At 59.8% G+C, this 17,942-nt stretch carries 20 protein-coding genes and 1 riboswitch; of the genes, 8 read left to right on the top strand and 12 right to left on the bottom strand.

Annotated elements, in window-relative coordinates:
* Positions 1-14: 14 nt before the first annotated feature.
* Together fghA and sugE are read left to right on the top strand one after the other, a co-directional pair.
* Positions 15-848: an S-formylglutathione hydrolase gene (gene fghA, locus E8M77_RS01545; protein ID WP_137128854.1), complete on the top strand. Its 834-nt coding sequence runs from the start codon at positions 15-17 to the stop codon at positions 846-848.
* 171 nt (positions 849-1,019) lie between these two features.
* Complete coding sequence (gene sugE, locus E8M77_RS01550) at positions 1,020-1,334, top strand: quaternary ammonium compound efflux SMR transporter SugE (RefSeq protein WP_137128855.1); 315 nt, start codon at positions 1,020-1,022, stop codon at positions 1,332-1,334.
* A 67-nt stretch (positions 1,335-1,401) separates the two neighbouring features.
* Here sugE and E8M77_RS01555 read toward each other — a convergent pair whose 3' ends face one another.
* The 7 genes from E8M77_RS01555 to crcB all read right to left on the bottom strand — a co-directional run bounded on the left by E8M77_RS01555 (position 1,402) and on the right by crcB (position 6,905).
* On the bottom strand, positions 1,402-1,794 hold the full coding sequence (locus E8M77_RS01555) for a DoxX family protein (RefSeq protein ID WP_137128856.1): 393 nt from the start codon (positions 1,792-1,794) through the stop codon (positions 1,402-1,404).
* Positions 1,795-1,968: 174 nt separating this feature from the next.
* The gene (locus E8M77_RS01560) at positions 1,969-3,276 is read right to left on the bottom strand and encodes a dienelactone hydrolase (RefSeq protein ID WP_137128857.1); all 1,308 of its coding nucleotides are present in this window, start codon (positions 3,274-3,276) and stop codon (positions 1,969-1,971) included.
* A 154-nt stretch (positions 3,277-3,430) separates the two neighbouring features.
* Positions 3,431-3,922: a hypothetical protein gene (locus E8M77_RS01565; protein WP_137128858.1), complete on the bottom strand. Its 492-nt coding sequence runs from the start codon at positions 3,920-3,922 to the stop codon at positions 3,431-3,433.
* A 51-nt stretch (positions 3,923-3,973) separates the two neighbouring features.
* Positions 3,974-4,777 (bottom strand): ATP12 family chaperone protein, encoded by an 804-nt coding sequence (locus tag E8M77_RS01570; RefSeq protein ID WP_137128859.1) that lies wholly within the window; start codon positions 4,775-4,777, stop codon positions 3,974-3,976.
* A gap of 10 nt (positions 4,778-4,787) precedes the next feature.
* Positions 4,788-5,441: an HAD-IA family hydrolase gene (locus tag E8M77_RS01575; protein WP_137128860.1), complete on the bottom strand. Its 654-nt coding sequence runs from the start codon at positions 5,439-5,441 to the stop codon at positions 4,788-4,790.
* 1 nt (position 5,442) lies between these two features.
* Positions 5,443-6,432: an RluA family pseudouridine synthase gene (locus E8M77_RS01580; protein WP_137128861.1), complete on the bottom strand. Its 990-nt coding sequence runs from the start codon at positions 6,430-6,432 to the stop codon at positions 5,443-5,445.
* Positions 6,433-6,527: 95 nt separating this feature from the next.
* The gene (crcB, locus tag E8M77_RS01585) at positions 6,528-6,905 is read right to left on the bottom strand and encodes a fluoride efflux transporter CrcB (protein WP_137128862.1); all 378 of its coding nucleotides are present in this window, start codon (positions 6,903-6,905) and stop codon (positions 6,528-6,530) included.
* A gap of 115 nt (positions 6,906-7,020) precedes the next feature.
* Here crcB and E8M77_RS01590 point away from each other — a divergent pair, with 115 nt between their 5' ends.
* Positions 7,021-7,293: a hypothetical protein gene (locus E8M77_RS01590; protein WP_137128863.1), complete on the top strand. Its 273-nt coding sequence runs from the start codon at positions 7,021-7,023 to the stop codon at positions 7,291-7,293.
* Between the two features lie 60 nt (positions 7,294-7,353).
* On the opposite strand, the gene E8M77_RS01595 is transcribed toward E8M77_RS01590, so the two are convergent.
* Positions 7,354-8,340: a copper chaperone PCu(A)C gene (locus E8M77_RS01595; protein WP_137128864.1), complete on the bottom strand. Its 987-nt coding sequence runs from the start codon at positions 8,338-8,340 to the stop codon at positions 7,354-7,356.
* A 71-nt stretch (positions 8,341-8,411) separates the two neighbouring features.
* Entirely contained in the window at positions 8,412-8,786 is a 375-nt protein-coding gene (locus E8M77_RS01600; RefSeq protein ID WP_137128865.1) for a hypothetical protein, read from the bottom strand.
* Positions 8,787-8,962: 176 nt separating this feature from the next.
* Positions 8,963-9,050, top strand: a riboswitch (glycine riboswitch).
* A gap of 157 nt (positions 9,051-9,207) precedes the next feature.
* Between E8M77_RS01600 and gcvT the strand changes: the two genes are divergently transcribed.
* From gcvT to E8M77_RS01625, 4 genes are all read left to right on the top strand, one after another.
* Positions 9,208-10,344, top strand: a complete 1,137-nt coding sequence (gcvT, locus tag E8M77_RS01605) for a glycine cleavage system aminomethyltransferase GcvT (protein ID WP_137128866.1) — start codon at positions 9,208-9,210, stop codon at positions 10,342-10,344.
* 263 nt (positions 10,345-10,607) lie between these two features.
* Complete coding sequence (gcvH, locus tag E8M77_RS01615; protein ID WP_137128867.1) at positions 10,608-10,970, top strand: glycine cleavage system protein GcvH; 363 nt, start codon at positions 10,608-10,610, stop codon at positions 10,968-10,970.
* On the top strand, positions 10,970-13,834 hold the full coding sequence (gene gcvP / locus E8M77_RS01620; RefSeq protein ID WP_137128868.1) for an aminomethyl-transferring glycine dehydrogenase: 2,865 nt from the start codon (positions 10,970-10,972) through the stop codon (positions 13,832-13,834). The genes gcvH and gcvP overlap by 1 nt, the downstream gene beginning before the upstream one ends.
* Positions 13,835-13,982: 148 nt before the next feature.
* On the top strand, positions 13,983-14,414 hold the full coding sequence (locus tag E8M77_RS01625) for a cupredoxin domain-containing protein (RefSeq protein WP_137128869.1): 432 nt from the start codon (positions 13,983-13,985) through the stop codon (positions 14,412-14,414).
* A 115-nt stretch (positions 14,415-14,529) separates the two neighbouring features.
* Here the strand turns inward: E8M77_RS01625 and E8M77_RS01630 are convergent, their stop codons facing one another.
* Entirely contained in the window at positions 14,530-15,921 is a 1,392-nt protein-coding gene (locus E8M77_RS01630) for a methyl-accepting chemotaxis protein (protein ID WP_205910445.1), read from the bottom strand.
* A gap of 303 nt (positions 15,922-16,224) precedes the next feature.
* Here E8M77_RS01630 and E8M77_RS01635 point away from each other — a divergent pair, with 303 nt between their 5' ends.
* Positions 16,225-16,533: a flagellar basal body protein gene (locus tag E8M77_RS01635; RefSeq protein ID WP_137128871.1), complete on the top strand. Its 309-nt coding sequence runs from the start codon at positions 16,225-16,227 to the stop codon at positions 16,531-16,533.
* Positions 16,534-16,582: 49 nt separating this feature from the next.
* Here E8M77_RS01635 and E8M77_RS01640 read toward each other — a convergent pair whose 3' ends face one another.
* Positions 16,583-16,927: a hypothetical protein gene (locus E8M77_RS01640; protein ID WP_137128872.1), complete on the bottom strand. Its 345-nt coding sequence runs from the start codon at positions 16,925-16,927 to the stop codon at positions 16,583-16,585.
* Positions 16,928-17,111: 184 nt separating this feature from the next.
* Positions 17,112-17,936, bottom strand: coding sequence for a ferredoxin--NADP reductase (locus E8M77_RS01645; protein ID WP_137128873.1), 825 nt, complete (start codon positions 17,934-17,936; stop codon positions 17,112-17,114).
* Positions 17,937-17,942: the final 6 nt, after the last annotated feature.

Consider the following 17,942-nt stretch of genomic DNA (forward strand, 5'->3'; position numbering starts at 1 on the left):
GGAGAACTCACCCCATGAAAGTCCTGTCCCAGAACACTGCCTTTGGCGGCATGCAGGGTGTCTTCCAGCACGATTCGGCCGTGCTGAATTGCGAGATGACCTTTGCCGTCTTCGTGCCGCCGCAGGCGATTGCGGAGAAGCGCCCGGTCCTCTGGTATCTGTCAGGGCTGACCTGCACCCATGCCAATGTGATGGACAAGGGCGAATACCGCCGGCTGGCCGCCGAGCTTGGCCTCGTCATCGTCTGCCCGGATGTCAGCCCGCGCGGCGATGATGTGGCGGATGAAAAGACCAATTGGCAGATGGGCAAGGGCGCCGGCTTCTATCTCGATGCCACCGAAAAGCCCTGGTCCGATCACTACCGCATGTACAGCTATATTACCGAGGAGCTGCCGGCGCTGGTCGCGGAACATTTTCGCGTCGACATGGACCGTCAGGGCATATTCGGCCACTCGATGGGCGGCCATGGCGCCCTGACGATTGCCCTGAGAAACCCGGAACGCTTCAAGAGCTGCTCAGCCTTTGCGCCCATCGTCGAGCCATCGACGGCCGACTGGTCAAAGCCCGCCTTTGAAAAATACCTTGGAGCAAATCGCGACACCTGGCGTGCCTATGATGCCTGCGCGCTGGTGCATGATGGCGCGCGCTTCCCGGAATTCCTGATCGATCAGGGCAAGGCCGATAGTTTCCTCGACAATGGCCTGCGCCCCTGGCTGTTCGAAGAGGCGGTCAAGGATACGGGCATCGCGCTGACGCTGCGCATGCACGAGCGCTACGACCATTCCTATTACTTCATCTCGACCTTCATGGATGATCACCTGCGCTGGCATGCGGAGCGGCTCGGGTAAGCTTTTGCGCACATAGATCGACAGGCACAGAGGTTGATTGTCGATCGTGGTGTCCCACATTGGTGTGACGCGGACGACCGCGGGCACCGGGTGATCCTGACAGATCTCAGGCACCGAATGCTTCAAACCCTGCGAGGACGGCCTTGCTCTTTTCTCAGGAAGGAGCGCCTTGTGCCCTGGATCTATCTCATTCTCGCCGGTCTTCTGGAAGTCGGCTGGGCCATCGGGCTCAAATATACGGATGGCTTTTCCCGCCTCGGGCCATCCGTCCTTACCGTAACCTGCATGGCGGTCAGCCTCGGCCTCCTGGGCCTTGCCATCCGCGACCTGCCGGTCGGTACGGCCTATGCGATCTGGACCGGCATCGGCACCGTCGGCGCCGTTGCCTTTGGCATCACCTTTCTCGGTGATCCGGCAACGCTGGCACGGCTTGCCTGCATCGGCCTCATCCTCTGCGGCATTGTTGGGCTGAAACTCACGTCGTGACGTAAAAAAGTAAATACCCCGCGCCGGTTTCGGCACGGGGTATTTTTAACGCTTCAAACGGGGCCGATCAGGCCTTGTTGCGATTGTCGAGCGCGAAGGCGCCGGCACCGGCAAACACGATGTAGAGGAAGATGAAGCAGTAGAGAACCGCTGCATCGCCGCCGTTCAGCGACGGGAAAAAGCTCTTCGGAAAATGCGCAAAGAAGTAGGCGAAGGCCATCATACCGGACAGAACGAAGGACACCGGGCGCGTCAGGAAACCGACGGCCACGAGCAAGCCGCCGACCAGTTCCAGGATGCCGGCAGTCAGCAATAGGGGTGGAAGGGGCCCCTCCATCTGGGCGGCAGGGAATGCAAACAGCTTCATTGTTCCATGGGCGAGAAATAGAAGTGCCGCCATGATGCGCAGCACACCCAGCGCCTGCGGACGAAAAGCGTCCAGACGTTCGGAAATTGACATAAAAATTCTCCAGCGAAAATGTGATCGACGCGTGATGGATATCGCCGCACAGCAGCAAATTGCAATCAACTGAACTCCCCGCACATCACAACTCGTTGATGTCGCGCGCTGGTTCTTATGAAACGACCCACCGGTCCGCCGCGTGGACGGACCAGTGGATCAAGGAAGCCTCCCTTATTCAGCCAGTCTGTGTTCCAGCTTCAGGCCCTTGGCCGTGCGATTCTTGAAGCCGGTCCAGTAGCTATGCTCCGGCTTGAATGTTCCGTCCTTGTTGGCAGCCCATACGCCTTTTTCCGAATCCTCGACAAGATCGAGATATTTGCCCTTCTCCGCATCGTTCTTCAGCTTCAGATCGAACCAGGCACTGGCAAAATGCTGGGCGATATTGTTCATCCGCACCGTATCCCAGACAGAATCGGCATAATGGTCGAAGGCCGCATAGCCCAGCGTGTCGCTGACCTTGTAGCTTTCCACCGGCGCCGGCATGGGCGCTGCCGCATTGTGGTTGGCGTGATCAAACGTCAGAAGATAGCGCTCGACCGGCTTTGCGCCCTCAAACAGCGGGCGGATGCCTTTTCCATAATCCGACACATCATCGACGCTGCCGGCCATGAAGAAGATCGGCACCTTGATTTCGCCAAGGCCCTTCTCGTCCCACATGCCGCGCTGCATACCCCAGGGCGCGATGGCGATGATTGCCTTGAACCGCGGATCAAACAGCGCGGCGTGAGTTTCTGAGCCGGCCTGGTGCATGGCAAGCGTGCCGGCCGGTGCGCTCCATTCGGCGGAGACCGCTTTTTCCGTGACGCCGGCGCCTGCCGTGATCATCGCGCCATAGCCGCCCATGGAATAGCCAATCAGGCCGGTGTTTGACACATCGACCATGCCTTCGAGGAAACTGTCCTTCTGCGTACCAAGACGTGCGATCTCATCCAGCACCGCGCGCTGATCGAGCGGACGGTTGACGAGCGTGCTACCAAAGGCTGCGCGGTCATTATAGGTGCTGTCGGTGTGATCGATCGAGGCAACGACATAGCCCTTGCTGGCGAGATTCTCTCCCAGAGGCGCCAGGAGATAGCGGTTGCCCGGATAGCCATGCGACAGAATGATCAGCGGAAAGCTCTGTCCCGCCTTTTCCGGTGCAGCATCGCGCACGGCTCGCCCGGCAAGGTTCACCTCTGTCTTGCCGTCACGCAGGAAGGTGCGGTATTCCCCGCCCGGCGCATTGACAGTTGCGGGATACCAGACTTCGACCGTGAGCGGACGCTCATAGCGCGGCGGCGCCTTGTCAGCCTCCACCTTCAGAATGTCGATCTGGTCTGGCGAGCTGAGCGTGATAGTGCGCACGCCGACCTGATGGGCGCCCAGCGCGGCAAGCTCCGGCGCGTCAGGGCGAATCATGTCTATGCGGTTGTCGGCAGCCTGCGCCACAAGGGGACAGACAAGGCTCACGGCCGCAGCAAATTTCAAAACATAGCTCATGGAAAACAGTCTCCTCTCCACGACGCCGATCGTCTTTGCGCCGCGCCGGAGCGAAACTAGCGCATTCTTGACAAAAGCGAAGGTGGCTCACGTTTGACAGGAGAAAGATGACGGGGCGATGAAGGCCGCTGGGGATGGCCAACAGCCCATCCCCTCAAGGAAACAGCGCCGTGGCCAGCGTCGAGGGGCCGGCATCCTGCAACCGGAACTCCATTGAGACGCGCTCGGCTATGCGCAGCGCCAGGATACGGTCGGCATAGGCCTGATCGAGCGCAAAGGTCGAGACCGCAAATGTACCGGTGGCTATTTTCTCGCCATTGCCGACTGCGGTGGCTTCTACCGTCACCTTGGCGCGAAAGCGTCCGCCAAGGATCAGCGGCAGATAGCCGGTCTCGACGATACGGATGGTGAGAACGGTGCGCGGCAGTGATTTCTGCCGGAACGTGGCGCGGATCGCATCATCGACAAGCCTGTCCGTATCGGCCACCAGCCGGCGGGAGACATCCGGACGGGCGCTGACAAAGGCACCGCGCACGTCGTAGAGAAGCTGGGGATCCGACTGTCGTTCGCCCGATGCCATGCGAAAGCCGCTGAGCGTCAGCAGGGCAATGAGGGCTACAGACAAACGAAGCGATGAGGCGTGCATGGACCACCGGGATATTTTCCCCGATCATCACAAAACACGGTTAGAATTCGGTTAAGTACCGCGCTCCAGCGCTTCGAAAACGGCAACTGCAGACTGCAACTCGATCAGACGCTTGGCACGACGCGCCTCGGCCTCGAGGTCTAGGCCCCAGTGCTCGTTCGTCCAGTCCTCGTCAAGATGGGCCAGCGCCCAAGCCTCGTCGGCGGTGAGAAAGCCTTCGGCATAGGCGATAGCCAGAAGCGCTGAGCCGGTCAGCGTCGTGACCGTGTGCAGTGCTGCAAGTTCCAGATGATGGTCATATTTCGAAAGCACCCGGCCAAGCGCCAGGGCTGCCTCGGCGGGCTGTTCCTTTGGCATCACGCCTTCAACCAGAATGAACCGTGCACCATGGTTTTGCGCCGCCCAGTCCAGAACCGGGTCCCAGCGCTCCGCCTGGCGCGCCACCAATTGTTCCGGCTGATCGGCGCGGTAGCACAGCATGTCGCTGCCGCTATAGCGCAGGATATCGTCAAACACCGCCTGCGTATTGCCGGCAATGCCGTCGATGGCGGTATTCACAAGCCGCGTGACCGGCATGCTGCCGGGATCGATCACCTCGACCTGTGCCGCCCATTCGGCGCGAATGATCTCGGCAAGCTTTGCGGTCGGCACGGCAAGCGTATTGCGTGCCGGCGTCTTGACGCTGCGGCCATCCAACTGGATGGCAAAGCCTTCGGCACCCTCGGCAATACTCACCTCGGCATAAAACCGCTTGGGCAGCGGCTTGTGCATCTGGATCTGCGCGCGGCGCGTCGGATCGGGATGGCTGAGGCCAGCTTCGCCGCTATGCAGAGACAGGTCGAAAAGTTCGCTCATGCAGAAGTCCTCAGCCGATATGGCTCAAAAGTTCTCTCGGGTGATGGACGATCGCATCAGCGCCCGCCGCAATCAGTTGATCGACCGAGGCATAGCCCCAGGACACGCCGATTGCCGTGGCACCGGCCGCCTTTGCCATTTGCATATCGTAAATGGCATCGCCGATGACAAGTGTGTCTTCCGGGCGCATGCCCGTCTCGTCGCAGCATTCCGTCACCATGGCCGGATGCGGCTTGGACGGGCAGTCATCGGCGGTGCGCCCTACGATGAACCAGGGGCGAAAACCGTGGCTGTCGAGGATGAGGTTCAGGCCGCGCCGCGATTTGCCGGTGACGGCGCCGATCCGCAGATCCTCGCGCGGGCCGATGGCCTCCATCACGGGCCGGATGCCATCGAAAAGCGGCTCTTCGAAACCGCCTTCTGCACGGGTTTCGATAAAGATGGACTTGTAGAAGGCCATCATTTGCACTGCCTCCTCATCGGCATGCAGCTTGCCCTGAATGCGGGCAATCGCGATGTCGAGCGTCAGGCCGATAATGGCTTTCGTCTGCGACAGTTCCGGCCGCTGATAGCCGAAATGTGCAAACGTCCGGCACATGACCTCATGGATGAGCTTGGCGCTGTCGACCAGCGTGCCGTCGCAATCGAAGAGAACCAGCTTCATCTCAATTGTCTTCCCCGATCCCGTCCGCCTGATCAAGGCCGAGCAGGTTCCAGGTCTGTACCATATGCGGCGGCAAAGGTGCCGTGATGCGCAGGCGACCGCCGGCCGGATGCGGAATATCGATATGGCGGGCATGCAGGTGCAGACGCTTCTGTACGCCGCCCGGAAAATCCCAATTGTGGTCTTCGTCGAAATATTTCGGATCGCCGATAATCGGGTGGCCGATATGCAGCGCATGCACGCGCAGCTGATGGGTGCGGCCGGTATAGGGTTCCATTTCCAGCCAGGCGAGGTTTTGCGCCGCCGTATCCACCACACGGTAGTAGGAGACGGCATGATCTGCACCGTCTTCGCCATGGCGCGCAATGCGCATGCGGTCGCCGTCCGGCGTCGTTTCCTTCACCAGCCAGGTGGAAATCTTGTCTTCATGCTTGCGCGGCACACCCTTGACCAGCGCCCAGTAGGTTTTTTTGGTGTCGCGCTCGCGAAAAGCAGCCGTCAGCTTCTGGGCAGCGCCGCGTGTGCGCGCAATCACCAGAACGCCGGTCGTATCGCGGTCAAGACGGTGCACGAGGCGTGGCTTTTCGCCCTTGGGGCTGATGAAGGCCTCCAGCATCTGATCGATATGGCGCGTAACACCTGATCCGCCCTGCACCGCAAGGCCTGCCGGCTTGTTGAGGATGATCACCTTGTCGTCTTCATGCAGGATCATGCGTGAGACGAGCTCGAAATCGCTCGAATGCTTGAGATCCTTACCGGCAATCGGTCCAGTCTTGCGGGCATCGACATCCATGGGCGGCACTCGAACGACCTGGCCGGGCTGGACGCGAGCGTCTGATTTCACCCGTCCGCCATCCACGCGCACCTGGCCCGAACGCAGCAGCTTTTGCAGCGGCCCGAAGCCCAGTCCCGGATAATGCACCTTGAACCAACGGTCGAGGCGCATGCCAGCTTCATCCGCTTCGACGCGGATATGCTCGATGCCTGCCATAAATATCTCTCATCTTGGAGGGGGCTCAAAGCCCATTAAGCCCTGCCTTTAGATGATTTCGACGCGGAAGGGAAAGAGAAATGCCAAATGGCGGCTCAAAGCACCGCCCGACCGAGCGCGAGGCCGCCAAATGCGGCCAGCAGCGAGAGGATGACGCTAAGGAGAACATAGGAGATGGCGGCCAGTGTCGCTTCGCGCTCCAGCAAGGCCATCGTATCCAGCGAGAAGGAGGAAAAGGTGGTGAAACCACCGAGAAACCCGACCACGATCAAAAGCCGCATCTCCATGGAAGCGTTGAGCTTTCGGGCAACAAGTTCCGTCAGAAAGCCGATGGCAAAGGAACCGACAAGATTGACCGTCAGCGTTCCCCAGGGAAAGGCCGGGCCGAAAATTCGCGTCATCCACAGGCCCGTCAGATAGCGGCAGACGGATCCGACAGCGCCGCCAACGGCCACAAGCAGAACGTTCATCATTAAAACACCAAGCCTCTTTCTAAAAACCGGCATCGTTAAAACTGTAGGAAATGGCTTAACACCCATCAAAGCCGTTACAGCCTATCCTCCTTTATCGAAGGAGATGGTGCGTGTCATGACACAAGTGGTTTCAGTTTCGGCCCAGACGGCCGCCTATGCGATGGAGGCGGTGAAGCCCCCACGTCGCATTGCCGCAGCAGACCAGGCTCGCGACGCCCGCGTGGACAGCGACCGCAATGCGCAGCGACTTGTGGGTGGCCAGGTCACGGATGTGGAGGGATTGATCCCCGCGGTTCCTCTGTCCTTCGACATAACCGCCGGTCAGAACGGCAGGCAGCAGCAGCATACCAGCATGCGCTATGCCGAAGAGGCCTATAAGGAAATCTGATCCTGTCTCTGGCACCGGCGCTTCGTGTCGAAGCGCCGGATCACCGCGTCAAATCAGCTGTCAGTTATGGACATGCGCATCCTTGGCGCCGGCGGCCTCGCCGACCGGCAGGACCACATCCACCTTGCCCGCCTTTTCAAACACCAGGGTTGCGGCAACCGTATCGCCCGCCTTGAACGGTGTCTTCACCTTCATGAACATTAGGTGCAATCCGCCCGGCTTCAGCTCGACCGTCTGGCCGGCGGGCACGGGAATACCTGCATCGAGCTTGCGCATCTTCATCACATCACCCGCCATGACCATTTCATGGAGTTCGACCTCGCCTGCCTGCGGCGATGTCACCGAGACAAGCCGGTCATCGGCGGTGCCTGAATTGGCAATGGTCAGATATCCGCCGCCGACCGGTTGGCCGGGCAGCATGGCCTTGACGATACCGGCAGACACGCTGAGCGAGCCGATGACGGCGGGCTTCATCGCTTCGGCCTTCATCGTCATCATCGACATGTCATGATCAGTTGCTGCCATGACCATGCCGGCTGAAACCTTTAAGGTGGGTGCCGGATCCTTCAAGGAATGCGGATCAATGCCGGGGCCGGCCACTTCATCCCATTTTTCCGTATCGCTGCCGCAGAGCTGGATCGTCGGAAAGGCCAGAACCGAGCCTTCCGCGACACCGGCAATTTTGCCCTGTATGGCAAAGGTGTCGTAGAAATCATCCGAGAGACTGCCGTTCTTCCAGCGGATTTCCAGCACGCCGGATGTAACGCTCTGGCCGTGATTATCATAGGGCTTGGCATAATCGCCCTTGATGACTTCGAGATCCCAGCCGGGTTTGGGCTGCGGCTTTGCGCCATAAAAGCCAGCCGGCAGCTTCACCTGCACTTCATTCGTCGGCTTGCCGGCGCAACCATGCGGAACCTGCAATTGCAAGACCACGGTGGCGTCAGGCTTTGCAGTGCCATTGACGAAGGTTACATGCGCATTCGCAGCGCTTGCCGTAATAACAGCGGCAGTACCGGCTGCCAGAAAAATCCGGATCGTCTTCATTGTCTGTTCCTCCTGCGGCAAGGCACTCTCTAGCCTTCAGCCGCCAGTCTCATTGATGGGTTACGGTCACATCAGGTGAGAATGGGAGGTGCGCGCGATCGCGGAGCAGGAATGGCGCGCTTTTCTGCAACGGCTGACGGTTGGCGCAGATTGTTCTCGAGCGCCTGTCTTGATGCCAACAGCCAATGGCCGTCTTCCGGCGGCGGCAGAAGCGCCGATGCGCAGATCAGGCAGACCTCGCAGACAGGCACGATCTGATGGCTGCGATTATCGTGAGGAGTGGCACAGAGTTCGGCATAACTGCCGTCCGGCAGCCGGTATTCATTCGCGAAATGACCGGCAAGATCCACAACGGGCGGCGCATGATGGGCAAGACCGAGCGACAGAACCACCACCGCGCAGAGCATGCGCGCAAGCCTTCCCGCTCTTATTCCCATTCCACGCATATGCACTTTTCCCACCCTGTTTCCAGACATAACCGAGAATGGCTGACGGTGCAAAAGCCTGTTTGTCGCAGCTCTCGTTTTCGAACCATCCACAGCGGTCTGTTGCAGCGCGACAGATTTGTCGCCGAATGCGACATTTGTCTCTTGCCAAGACAAGGTCCTCGCCCATAATGAGCGCCATCCCGCTGGGAGAAACCGCTTCGATGCGGCGCCGAAGGAGCAACCGCCCCGGAAACTCTCAGGCAAAAGGACCAGCAGGATGAACAGGACTCTGGAGAGAAGCCTTCGAAACATGCGATGAAGGCTCGCCGAAGGGATAACAATCTCAGGCGCAAAGGACAGAGGGGGCTCATGAAACGGCGTGAAAACGCCAGATACTGAGCACCCGTGCGGATAGTTTCGCACAGACCTGGAGGTTTTCTTGACCGATACCGGCCCTCTCCACACGACGCCTTTGCATGCCCTGCATGTGTCGCTCGGCGCCCGCATGGTGCCGTTTGCCGGCTATGACATGCCGGTGCAATATCCAGCCGGCGTCCTGAAGGAACACCTTCATACCCGCGCCAAAGCCGGACTTTTCGACGTCTCCCATATGGGCCAGGTTCTGGTAAAGGCCGATACCGGCGCTTATGCCGATGCAGCACTGGCGCTGGAGGCGCTGGTGCCGGTGGATATTCTGGGGCTGAAGCCCGGCCGCCAGCGCTACGGTTTCTTCACCGATGACGCCGGCAACATTCTCGACGACCTGATGCTTGCCAATCGTGGCGATCATCTCTTCGTCGTCGTCAATGCCGGCTGCAAGAGCGCCGATATCGCCCATATGCGGGCCCATCTGCCCGGCTGTACGGTTACACCGCTCGAAGATCGGGCGCTGATTGCCCTTCAGGGACCGGCAGCCGTTACCGTGCTTGCCACGCTCAATCCCGACGTGGCGGCGATGAAGTTCATGGACGTGCGCGATGTCACGCTTTCGGGCGTCACCTGCATCGTCTCGCGCTCCGGTTACTCTGGCGAGGATGGCTTTGAAATCTCGGTGCCGTCCGAAAAGGCAGAAGATCTCGCCAAGGCGCTGCTCGCCCATGAGGATTGCGAGGCGATCGGCCTTGGCGCGCGCGATTCGCTGAGGCTCGAAGCCGGGCTCTGCCTCTATGGCAATGATATCGACACGACCACCTCCCCCATCGAAGCCTCGCTGGAATGGGCAATCCAGAAGGTGCGCCGTCAAGGCGGCGAGCGTGAAGGCGGCTTTCCCGGTGCGGCCCGCATACTTGCGGAACTGGCCGGCGGCACGGTACGCCGCCGCGTTGGCCTGAAGCCCGAGGGCAAGGCGCCGGTGCGCGCCCATGCAAAGCTCTATGCCGATGCCGAGGGCCAGACGGAGATTGGCGAAGTCACATCCGGCACGTTCGGCCCGTCGATCGAGGGCCCGGTTGCCATGGGTTATGTGCCAACCGCCTTTGCAGCACCGGGCACACCGATTTTTGCCGAGGTGCGCGGCAAATACCTGCCGCTTGCCGTTGCCGCCCTGCCCTTCATCACGCCGACGTATAAGAGATAAGTCTCGAATGCTTGCGTTTGCAACACCCCCCTCTGTCCTGCCGGACATCTCCCCCTCAAGGGGGGAGATCAGGGATGCAGCCGCTCGCATCATCGTATCTCTCATCAATCCAGGGTCGATCGTCACGAACGTTGCCGAGAGGCAATCCGCCACCGACTTGCCGATCTCCCCCCTTGAGGGGGAGATGTCCGGCAGGACAGAGGGGGGGGCGCCTGCCCGGCAAAGCCAATTACGCCTTTTCATCAGATCAAAGAGGACCTCCCATGCTGAAATTCACCGCAGAACACGAATGGCTGAAGCTCGACGGCGATGTCGCAACGGTCGGCATCACGCAACATGCCGCAGACCAGCTCGGTGATCTGGTCTTTGTTGAACTGCCCGAGGTTGGCGCGACATTCGACAAGAATGGCGAAGCCGCCACCGTGGAAAGCGTCAAGGCGGCGTCTGACGTCTATTGTCCGCTGGCCGGCGAAATCGTCGAGATCAACGAAGCTGTCACCACCGATCCCTCGCTCGTCAATTCCGATCCGCAGGGCAAGGGCTGGTTCTTCAAGCTGAGGCTCGCCAATATCGCCGACGCCGATGAGCTGATGGATGAGGCCGCTTACAAGGAGCTGGTCGCCTGATGTCCGACACACGCGATTTCCATTTCACCGATTACCAGCCTTACGATTTTGCCAATCGTCGGCATATCGGCCCCTCGCCGTCTGAAATGGCGGAGATGCTGAAAGTGGTTGGCTACCGGTCACTCGATGCGCTGATCGATGCAACGGTGCCGTCCACCATCCGCCAGCGCGAGCCGCTCGCCTGGGGTGCGGCACTCACCGAACGCGAAGCGCTCGACCGGATGCGCGAGACCGCCAACAAGAACCAGCCGCTTACCTCGCTGATCGGCCAGGGCTATTATGGCACGATCACACCGCCGGTCATTCAGCGCAACATTCTGGAAAATCCCGCCTGGTACACGGCCTATACGCCCTATCAACCGGAAATCAGCCAGGGTCGTCTTGAAGCTCTGCTGAACTTCCAGACGATGATCTGCGATCTCACCGGTCTGGACGTCGCCAATGCCTCGCTTCTGGATGAGGCAACCGCTGCCGCCGAAGCCATGGCGCTTTGCCAGCGCCAGGCAAAATCCAAGGCGACCGCCTTCTTCGTCGATGAAGCCTGCCATCCGCAGACGATTGCGCTCATCGAAACGCGCGCAGCGCCGCTCGGCTGGAGCGTCGTCATCGGCAATCCGTTTACCGATCTCGATCCCGTCGATGTGTTTGGCGCCATTTTCCAGTATCCCGGCAGCCTGGGCCATGCGCATGATTTTTCCGGCCTGATTGCCCGCCTGCACCAGACGGGTGCGGTGGCCGCCGTCGCAGCCGATCTTCTGGCGCTGACGCTTCTGAAATCACCTGGTGAAATGGGCGCCGATATTGCCATCGGTTCCTCGCAACGCTTTGGCGTACCGATGGGCTATGGCGGTCCGCATGCCGCCTTCATGGCGGTCAAGGATGCGCACAAGCGCTCCATGCCCGGCCGTCTCGTCGGCGTGTCGGTCGATGCGCGCGGCAATCGCGCCTATCGCCTGTCGCTGCAGACCCGCGAACAGCATATCCGCCGCGAAAAGGCGACCTCCAACATCTGCACCGCACAGGTGCTGCTGGCGGTCATGGCCTCCATGTACGGCGTCTTCCATGGGCCGGAAGGCCTGAAGGCGATTGCCCAGCAGGTTCACCGCAAGGCCGTTCTGATGGCCAAGGGCCTGGAAAAGCTCGGCTACAAGGTTGAGCCGGAGACCTTCTTCGATACGATCACGGTCGAGGTTGGCCATATGCAGGGCCTGATCCTCAAAGCCGCCATTGCCGAAGGTGTGAACCTTCGCAAGGTTGGCACGACGAAGATCGGCCTGTCGCTGGATGAGCGCACCCGACCGGTGACGCTGGAAGCGGTCTGGCGGGCCTTCGGCGGCACTTTCCAGGTGTCCGATTTCGAAGCCGATTACCGCCTGCCGAAGGATCTGTTGCGCACCTCGCCCTATATGACGCATCCGATTTTCCATATGAACCGCGCTGAAAGCGAGATGACCCGCTATATCCGCCGGCTGTCGGATCGTGATCTGGCGCTCGATCGGGCCATGATCCCGCTCGGCTCCTGCACGATGAAGCTCAACGCCACGGCGGAAATGCTGCCGATCACCTGGCCGGAATTTGCCGACATGCACCCGTTCTGCCCAGCGGACCAGGCGCTGGGTTACAAGGAAATGATCGAGGATCTCTCCGCGAAACTCTGCCAGATCACCGGCTATGATGCGATCTCCATGCAGCCGAATTCCGGTGCGCAGGGCGAATATGCCGGGCTTCTGACCATCCGCAACTATCATATTGCCGAGGGCAATGCGCATCGCGATGTCTGCCTGATCCCGACCTCCGCGCATGGCACCAATCCGGCATCTGCCCAGATGGTCGGCATGAAGGTGGTGCCCGTGAAGGCCAAGGATAATGGCGATGTGGATCTTGATGATTTCCGCGCCAAGGCTGAAGCACATTCCGCCAATCTTGCGGCCTGCATGATCACCTATCCCTCGACACATGGCGTGTTTGAGGAAACGGTAAGCGAGATCTGCGCCATCACCCATCAGCATGGTGGCCAGGTCTATCTCGATGGCGCCAATATGAACGCCATGGTCGGCCTGTCGCGGCCGGGCGATATCGGCTCGGATGTCAGCCACCTTAACCTGCACAAGACCTTCTGCATTCCCCATGGCGGTGGTGGTCCCGGCATGGGCCCGATCGGCGTCAAGGCGCATCTGGCAAAGCATCTTCCCGGCCATGTGGCGACGGATGGACGCGATGGGGCTGTGTCGGCAGCGCCCTTCGGCTCGCCGTCGATCCTGCCGATCAGCTGGTCCTACTGCCTGATGATGGGCGGTGAAGGCCTGACGCAGGCGACGAAGGTTGCGATCCTCAATGCCAATTATATCGCAGCCCGTCTAGCCGGCGCCTATGACGTGCTCTACAAGTCGGCCGCTGGCCGGGTGGCGCATGAATGCATCATCGACACTCGACCGCTGGCCGTGTCCGCCGGCGTAACGGTCGATGATGTGGCCAAGCGCCTCGTCGATTGCGGCTTCCACGCACCGACCATGAGCTGGCCGGTGGCCGGCACGCTGATGATCGAGCCGACCGAATCGGAAACCAAGGCGGAAATCGACCGTTTCTGCGATGCCATGCTGGCAATCCGCGAGGAAGCCCGCGCCATCGAGGAGGGCCGCATGGACAGGGAAAACAACCCGCTCAAAAATGCGCCGCACACGGTGGAAGATCTGGTGGGCGAATGGGACCGCCCCTATTCACGCGAGCAAGCCTGCTTCCCGCCCGGCTCGTTCCGCGTCGACAAATATTGGTCGCCGGTCAACCGCATCGACAATGTCTATGGCGACCGTAACCTGGTGTGCACCTGCCCGCCGATGGAAGCCTATGCCGAGGCTGCCGAATAGCAAAGCCTGATCCCATCCCCGGCCTGCCGGGGGTGGGACGGACTTGCGCCCCATCCCTTGATTGATCCATCCAATGCCACCGCCGCATTCAGCCGGCTGTCAGCTAGGAAGCCGAGAAGCGCATCGGGTCACATCAAGGAGATTCCCAATGGCACGTCGCTTTCGTTACTCCACTTTCGTTGCTTTTTCGCTGCTTCTCTCGTCACAGGCCTTTGCTGCCAGCACCACAGTCATGGTGGCGGAAGATGGAGAAGGCGGTGGCCCGATGACCATCACGCTGGACAAGACCACGGTGCCGGCTGGCCAGGTTACCTTCAAGGTTCACAATCATGCAGCCTCCGAAGAGCATGAAATGGTGCTGGTAAAGCTGAAATCCGCCGATCAGATGATCGCCGTCAACGCGGCCAAGCACCGGGTGGACGAATCGAAACTCAAGAGCCTTGGTGAAGTGGCCGACCTGAAGCCCGGCAAGGACGGCCAGCTTTCCGTCTCGCTGACACCGGGCAGCTATCTACTACTCTGCAATATCAAGGGTCATTTCGAAGCCGGCATGAAGGCGTCGTTTACCGTCACCCCCTGAACCAGGCCATGCCGGCGTAGCGCCGGCAACACGCCAGCAGACAGCGGCTTCCATCGACCGACCAGAAGCGAACTGGTCTCTGGCGTGGAAGCTCGCACCGTCGTTCCCAGCGGGATCAGGCCGCGTGCGACATCCGCGACCGGGTGCGACGGCTATCCAGTTCTGCAGTCTTGAACTGCGAGACCAATGCCCGCAGGCCTGCAGCTTCCTGCGCCAGAGCTGCCGCCGCAGCGGTCGATTCCTCCGCCACTGCTGCATTCTGCTGCGTCGTCTGGTCCATATGATTGACCGCGACATTGATCTCGGACAGTCCCGTCGCCTGCTCGCGGGCGGAACTGAAAATCGCTTCCATGTGCTGGTTGATGGCGTGGATATGCTCAATGATCGTCTTCAGCGAGGCGCCATTGTCACGCACCAGCCGCACACCCTCATCCACCTCGACAGACGAATTGTGGATCAGCGACGCGATTTCCTTGGCCGCCTGGGCGGAACGCTGCGCCAGTTCCCGCACTTCCTGCGCCACGACAGCAAAGCCCTTGCCCGCCTCTCCGGCGCGCGCTGCTTCAACGCCTGCATTCAGCGCGAGCAAATTGGTCTGGAAGGCGATCTGATCGATCACCCCGATAATGTTGGAAATCTTCTGGCTGGCCTGCTCGATCCGCTGCATGGCGCCCTCGGCCTGGGTGACGACCTCGGCGCTTTCCTTGGCGCTAACGGCCGCAGCCTGGGCAACCTTGCGGGCCTCTTCCGTCTTGCGGGTGGATGAACTCACATTGGCGGTGATCTGCTCGAGCGCTGCTGCGGTCTCCTCCAGCGACGCGGCCTGACGCTCGGTTCTTGTGGAGAGGTCGTTGGCACTCGTGGCAATTTCCTGCGTGCCGGAATCAATCGCCTGCGTCGTGCCGTAGATCTGCCCGATCGTCCTGCTCAGGCGTTCAGCGGATGCATTGAAGCTCTGGCGCAGATCATCGAACCCTTCACCAAGGGGTTGCTCTATGCGAAAACTCAGATCTCCATCCGCCAGATGCTGAAGGCCTTGCGAAATGGACTGGATCGTCGCCTGCTGAACACGCGAAAGCTGCTCGGCCTCGTCGTTCAGGCGCTGCTGCTTTTCACGCAAGGCGACCATGGTGGCAATGTCCTGCCAGAAGCAGACCATCAGTCGCTGGCCGGCAATTTCGGCAGCTATGAGCGTGGCATAGACAGGGAAAACCTTGCCATCCAGGCTCTGCACCCACCATTCGAAACGCGATAATCCCTTGGCACCGATCTCTGCGAGCATGGGCTTGATAGCCTCCTGCGACGGCAGGCCACTTGGCTGCTTTTCAATGGAAAACTGAAGCGGATGCAAGCCTATCGCCTTCTCGACGGTCGTGCCGATCATCCGGGCCATGGCCTCATTGCATGCAATCACCTTGTCGGCGTCCATCACCCAATAGGCATCCGGTGATTTCCTGAAAATGAACTCCGCAATCTGCTCATCGAGTGTCTTCTTGCGAGCAAACATGAAAGCTTCCTTCTCTTGCAAAAGGCATGAATTGGCAGGCCGTTTTACTTCGACCATCATTCCCTATTTGTGCATTGTTCGGTTACCAAGAGGTAAAACTTAAGGGTGAAATCGCACTCAATACAACAACGGCATGCTGCCGGATCGCGAGGGGAAGCATCATTGGCCTCACTGCAAACACTTCCCCCGCCACAACCATTTACCGCTTGTCAGCCATCCTCATGCTCAAGACAGGCAGACCCGGTCATTTCACGCTATAGAGGGTAACAGGCAGATTTGCCTGGAGAGGGACGGGAAACAACGATGCTGAACGCCGTAGCCAACACCGCATTGTCGGGCATGCAGGCACAAATCACGCGGGTGTCTGCCACGGCAAACAATATCGCCAATATCAACAGCAGTGGATATGCCCCCCTCTCCACCCAGTTCCAGACCACCGCAAACGGTGGTGTCACAGCAAGTGTCGAGGCGTCCAGCACGCCCACACAGCCAGACCCCCTCGATGACATGACAGGACTGATCGAATCCGAGCTGGCGTTCAAGGCAAATGCCAGCGTCTTCGAGACCGGCGCAGATCTCTGGGATGTGCTGGCGAGCATCAAGAAAGACTAATACCGTTAGCCGGAGAATAATAATTCATGATCCGGCTAAAGAAAATTGCCTATTCGATCGTGTAGGTTCCGATCTCACAAACATTCAGCTTTTCACTAAAGCTCTCATAGCCCTGGGTTTCGTCCGCTTCCTCGAATTCGGCACGGATCTGAACAAGGCAATTATCGCCCACAACCGGGATCGATACGGTGCGCGACTTGCCACTACCCAGGCCGCGCTTCTTGAAAAGCTCGACTTTCTGCCCCTTGCCATTGGCCGGCTGGGCATAGAACCGCACAATCATGCCCTTCGTCTTGTTCTCTATGACAAGTTGTTCATCGGCCTTCGCCGACACGGCCATCGTATAGGACGCAGACCCAATTAGGGCTGCAAGCAAGACTGACAGCATGCGCATACGCAATTCCCCCCAAACGCGTGAGAATCACAGTTTTACACGTCGTCTATTGATGGGCAAGCCATGCAGCATCCCATACGTGGCTGCGCCGTCGCCAACTGCTCCCGGCCCTTCGCTTGAGGCTCAGGGCGTTCGTTGCTCAAATCGCTCCACTGGAGCGATTTGCCGGCTGCGCCGTCTCAACTCACCCCACAAATGCACGTTCAATGACGAATTCGGCAGGCTTGTTGTTGGCGCCCTCGGTCAGCCCAGCCTTTTCCAAGAGTTCCTTGGTTTCCTTCAGCATCGCTGTCGAGCCGCAGATCATGGCGCGATCAATGGCCGGATCGAGCGGCGGAACGCCGAGATCGGTATAAAGCTTGCCGCTTTCCATGAGGTCGGTGATACGGCCCTGATAGGAATAGGCCTCGCGGGTCACAGTCGGATAATGCTTCAGCTTGGTGCCGACGATTTCGGCCAGAAATTCGTGATTGCGGATCTCTTCCATCAGGTCGAAACCGTATTTCAGTTCGGCAATCTCGCGGCAGGTATGGGTGAGGATGACTTCCTCGAACTTTTCATAGGTTTCCGGGTCGCGGATGAGGCTGGCAAATGGCGCAATGCCGGTGCCCGTCGAAAACATGTAAAGCCGCTTGCCGGGTGTCAGCGCATCGAGAACCAGCGTGCCGGTCGGCTTCTTGCGCATCAGCACGGTATCGCCAGGCTTGATTTTCTGCAGATGCGAGGTCAGCGGGCCATCCGGCACCTTGATCGAGAAGAATTCCAGTTCTTCGTCCCAGGATGGGCTCGCGATGGAATAGGCACGGTAGATCGGCTTTTCGCCAACCATAAGACCGATCATGGCAAATTCGCCGGAGCGGAAGCGGTAGCCGGCCGGCCGTGTCATGCGAAAGCGGAACAAATGATCTGTGTAATGCTCCACGGCCAGGACCGTCTCGGCATAAACGCCGTCCGGAATGGCGGCAGGCGCCTTGGCGGCAAACTCTTCGGTCTTGGCTGGAGCGTTCATTCCGTC

It is taken from the genome of Rhizobium sp. FY34 (genome assembly GCF_005222845.1).
Lineage (GTDB): Bacteria > Pseudomonadota > Alphaproteobacteria > Rhizobiales > Rhizobiaceae > Neorhizobium.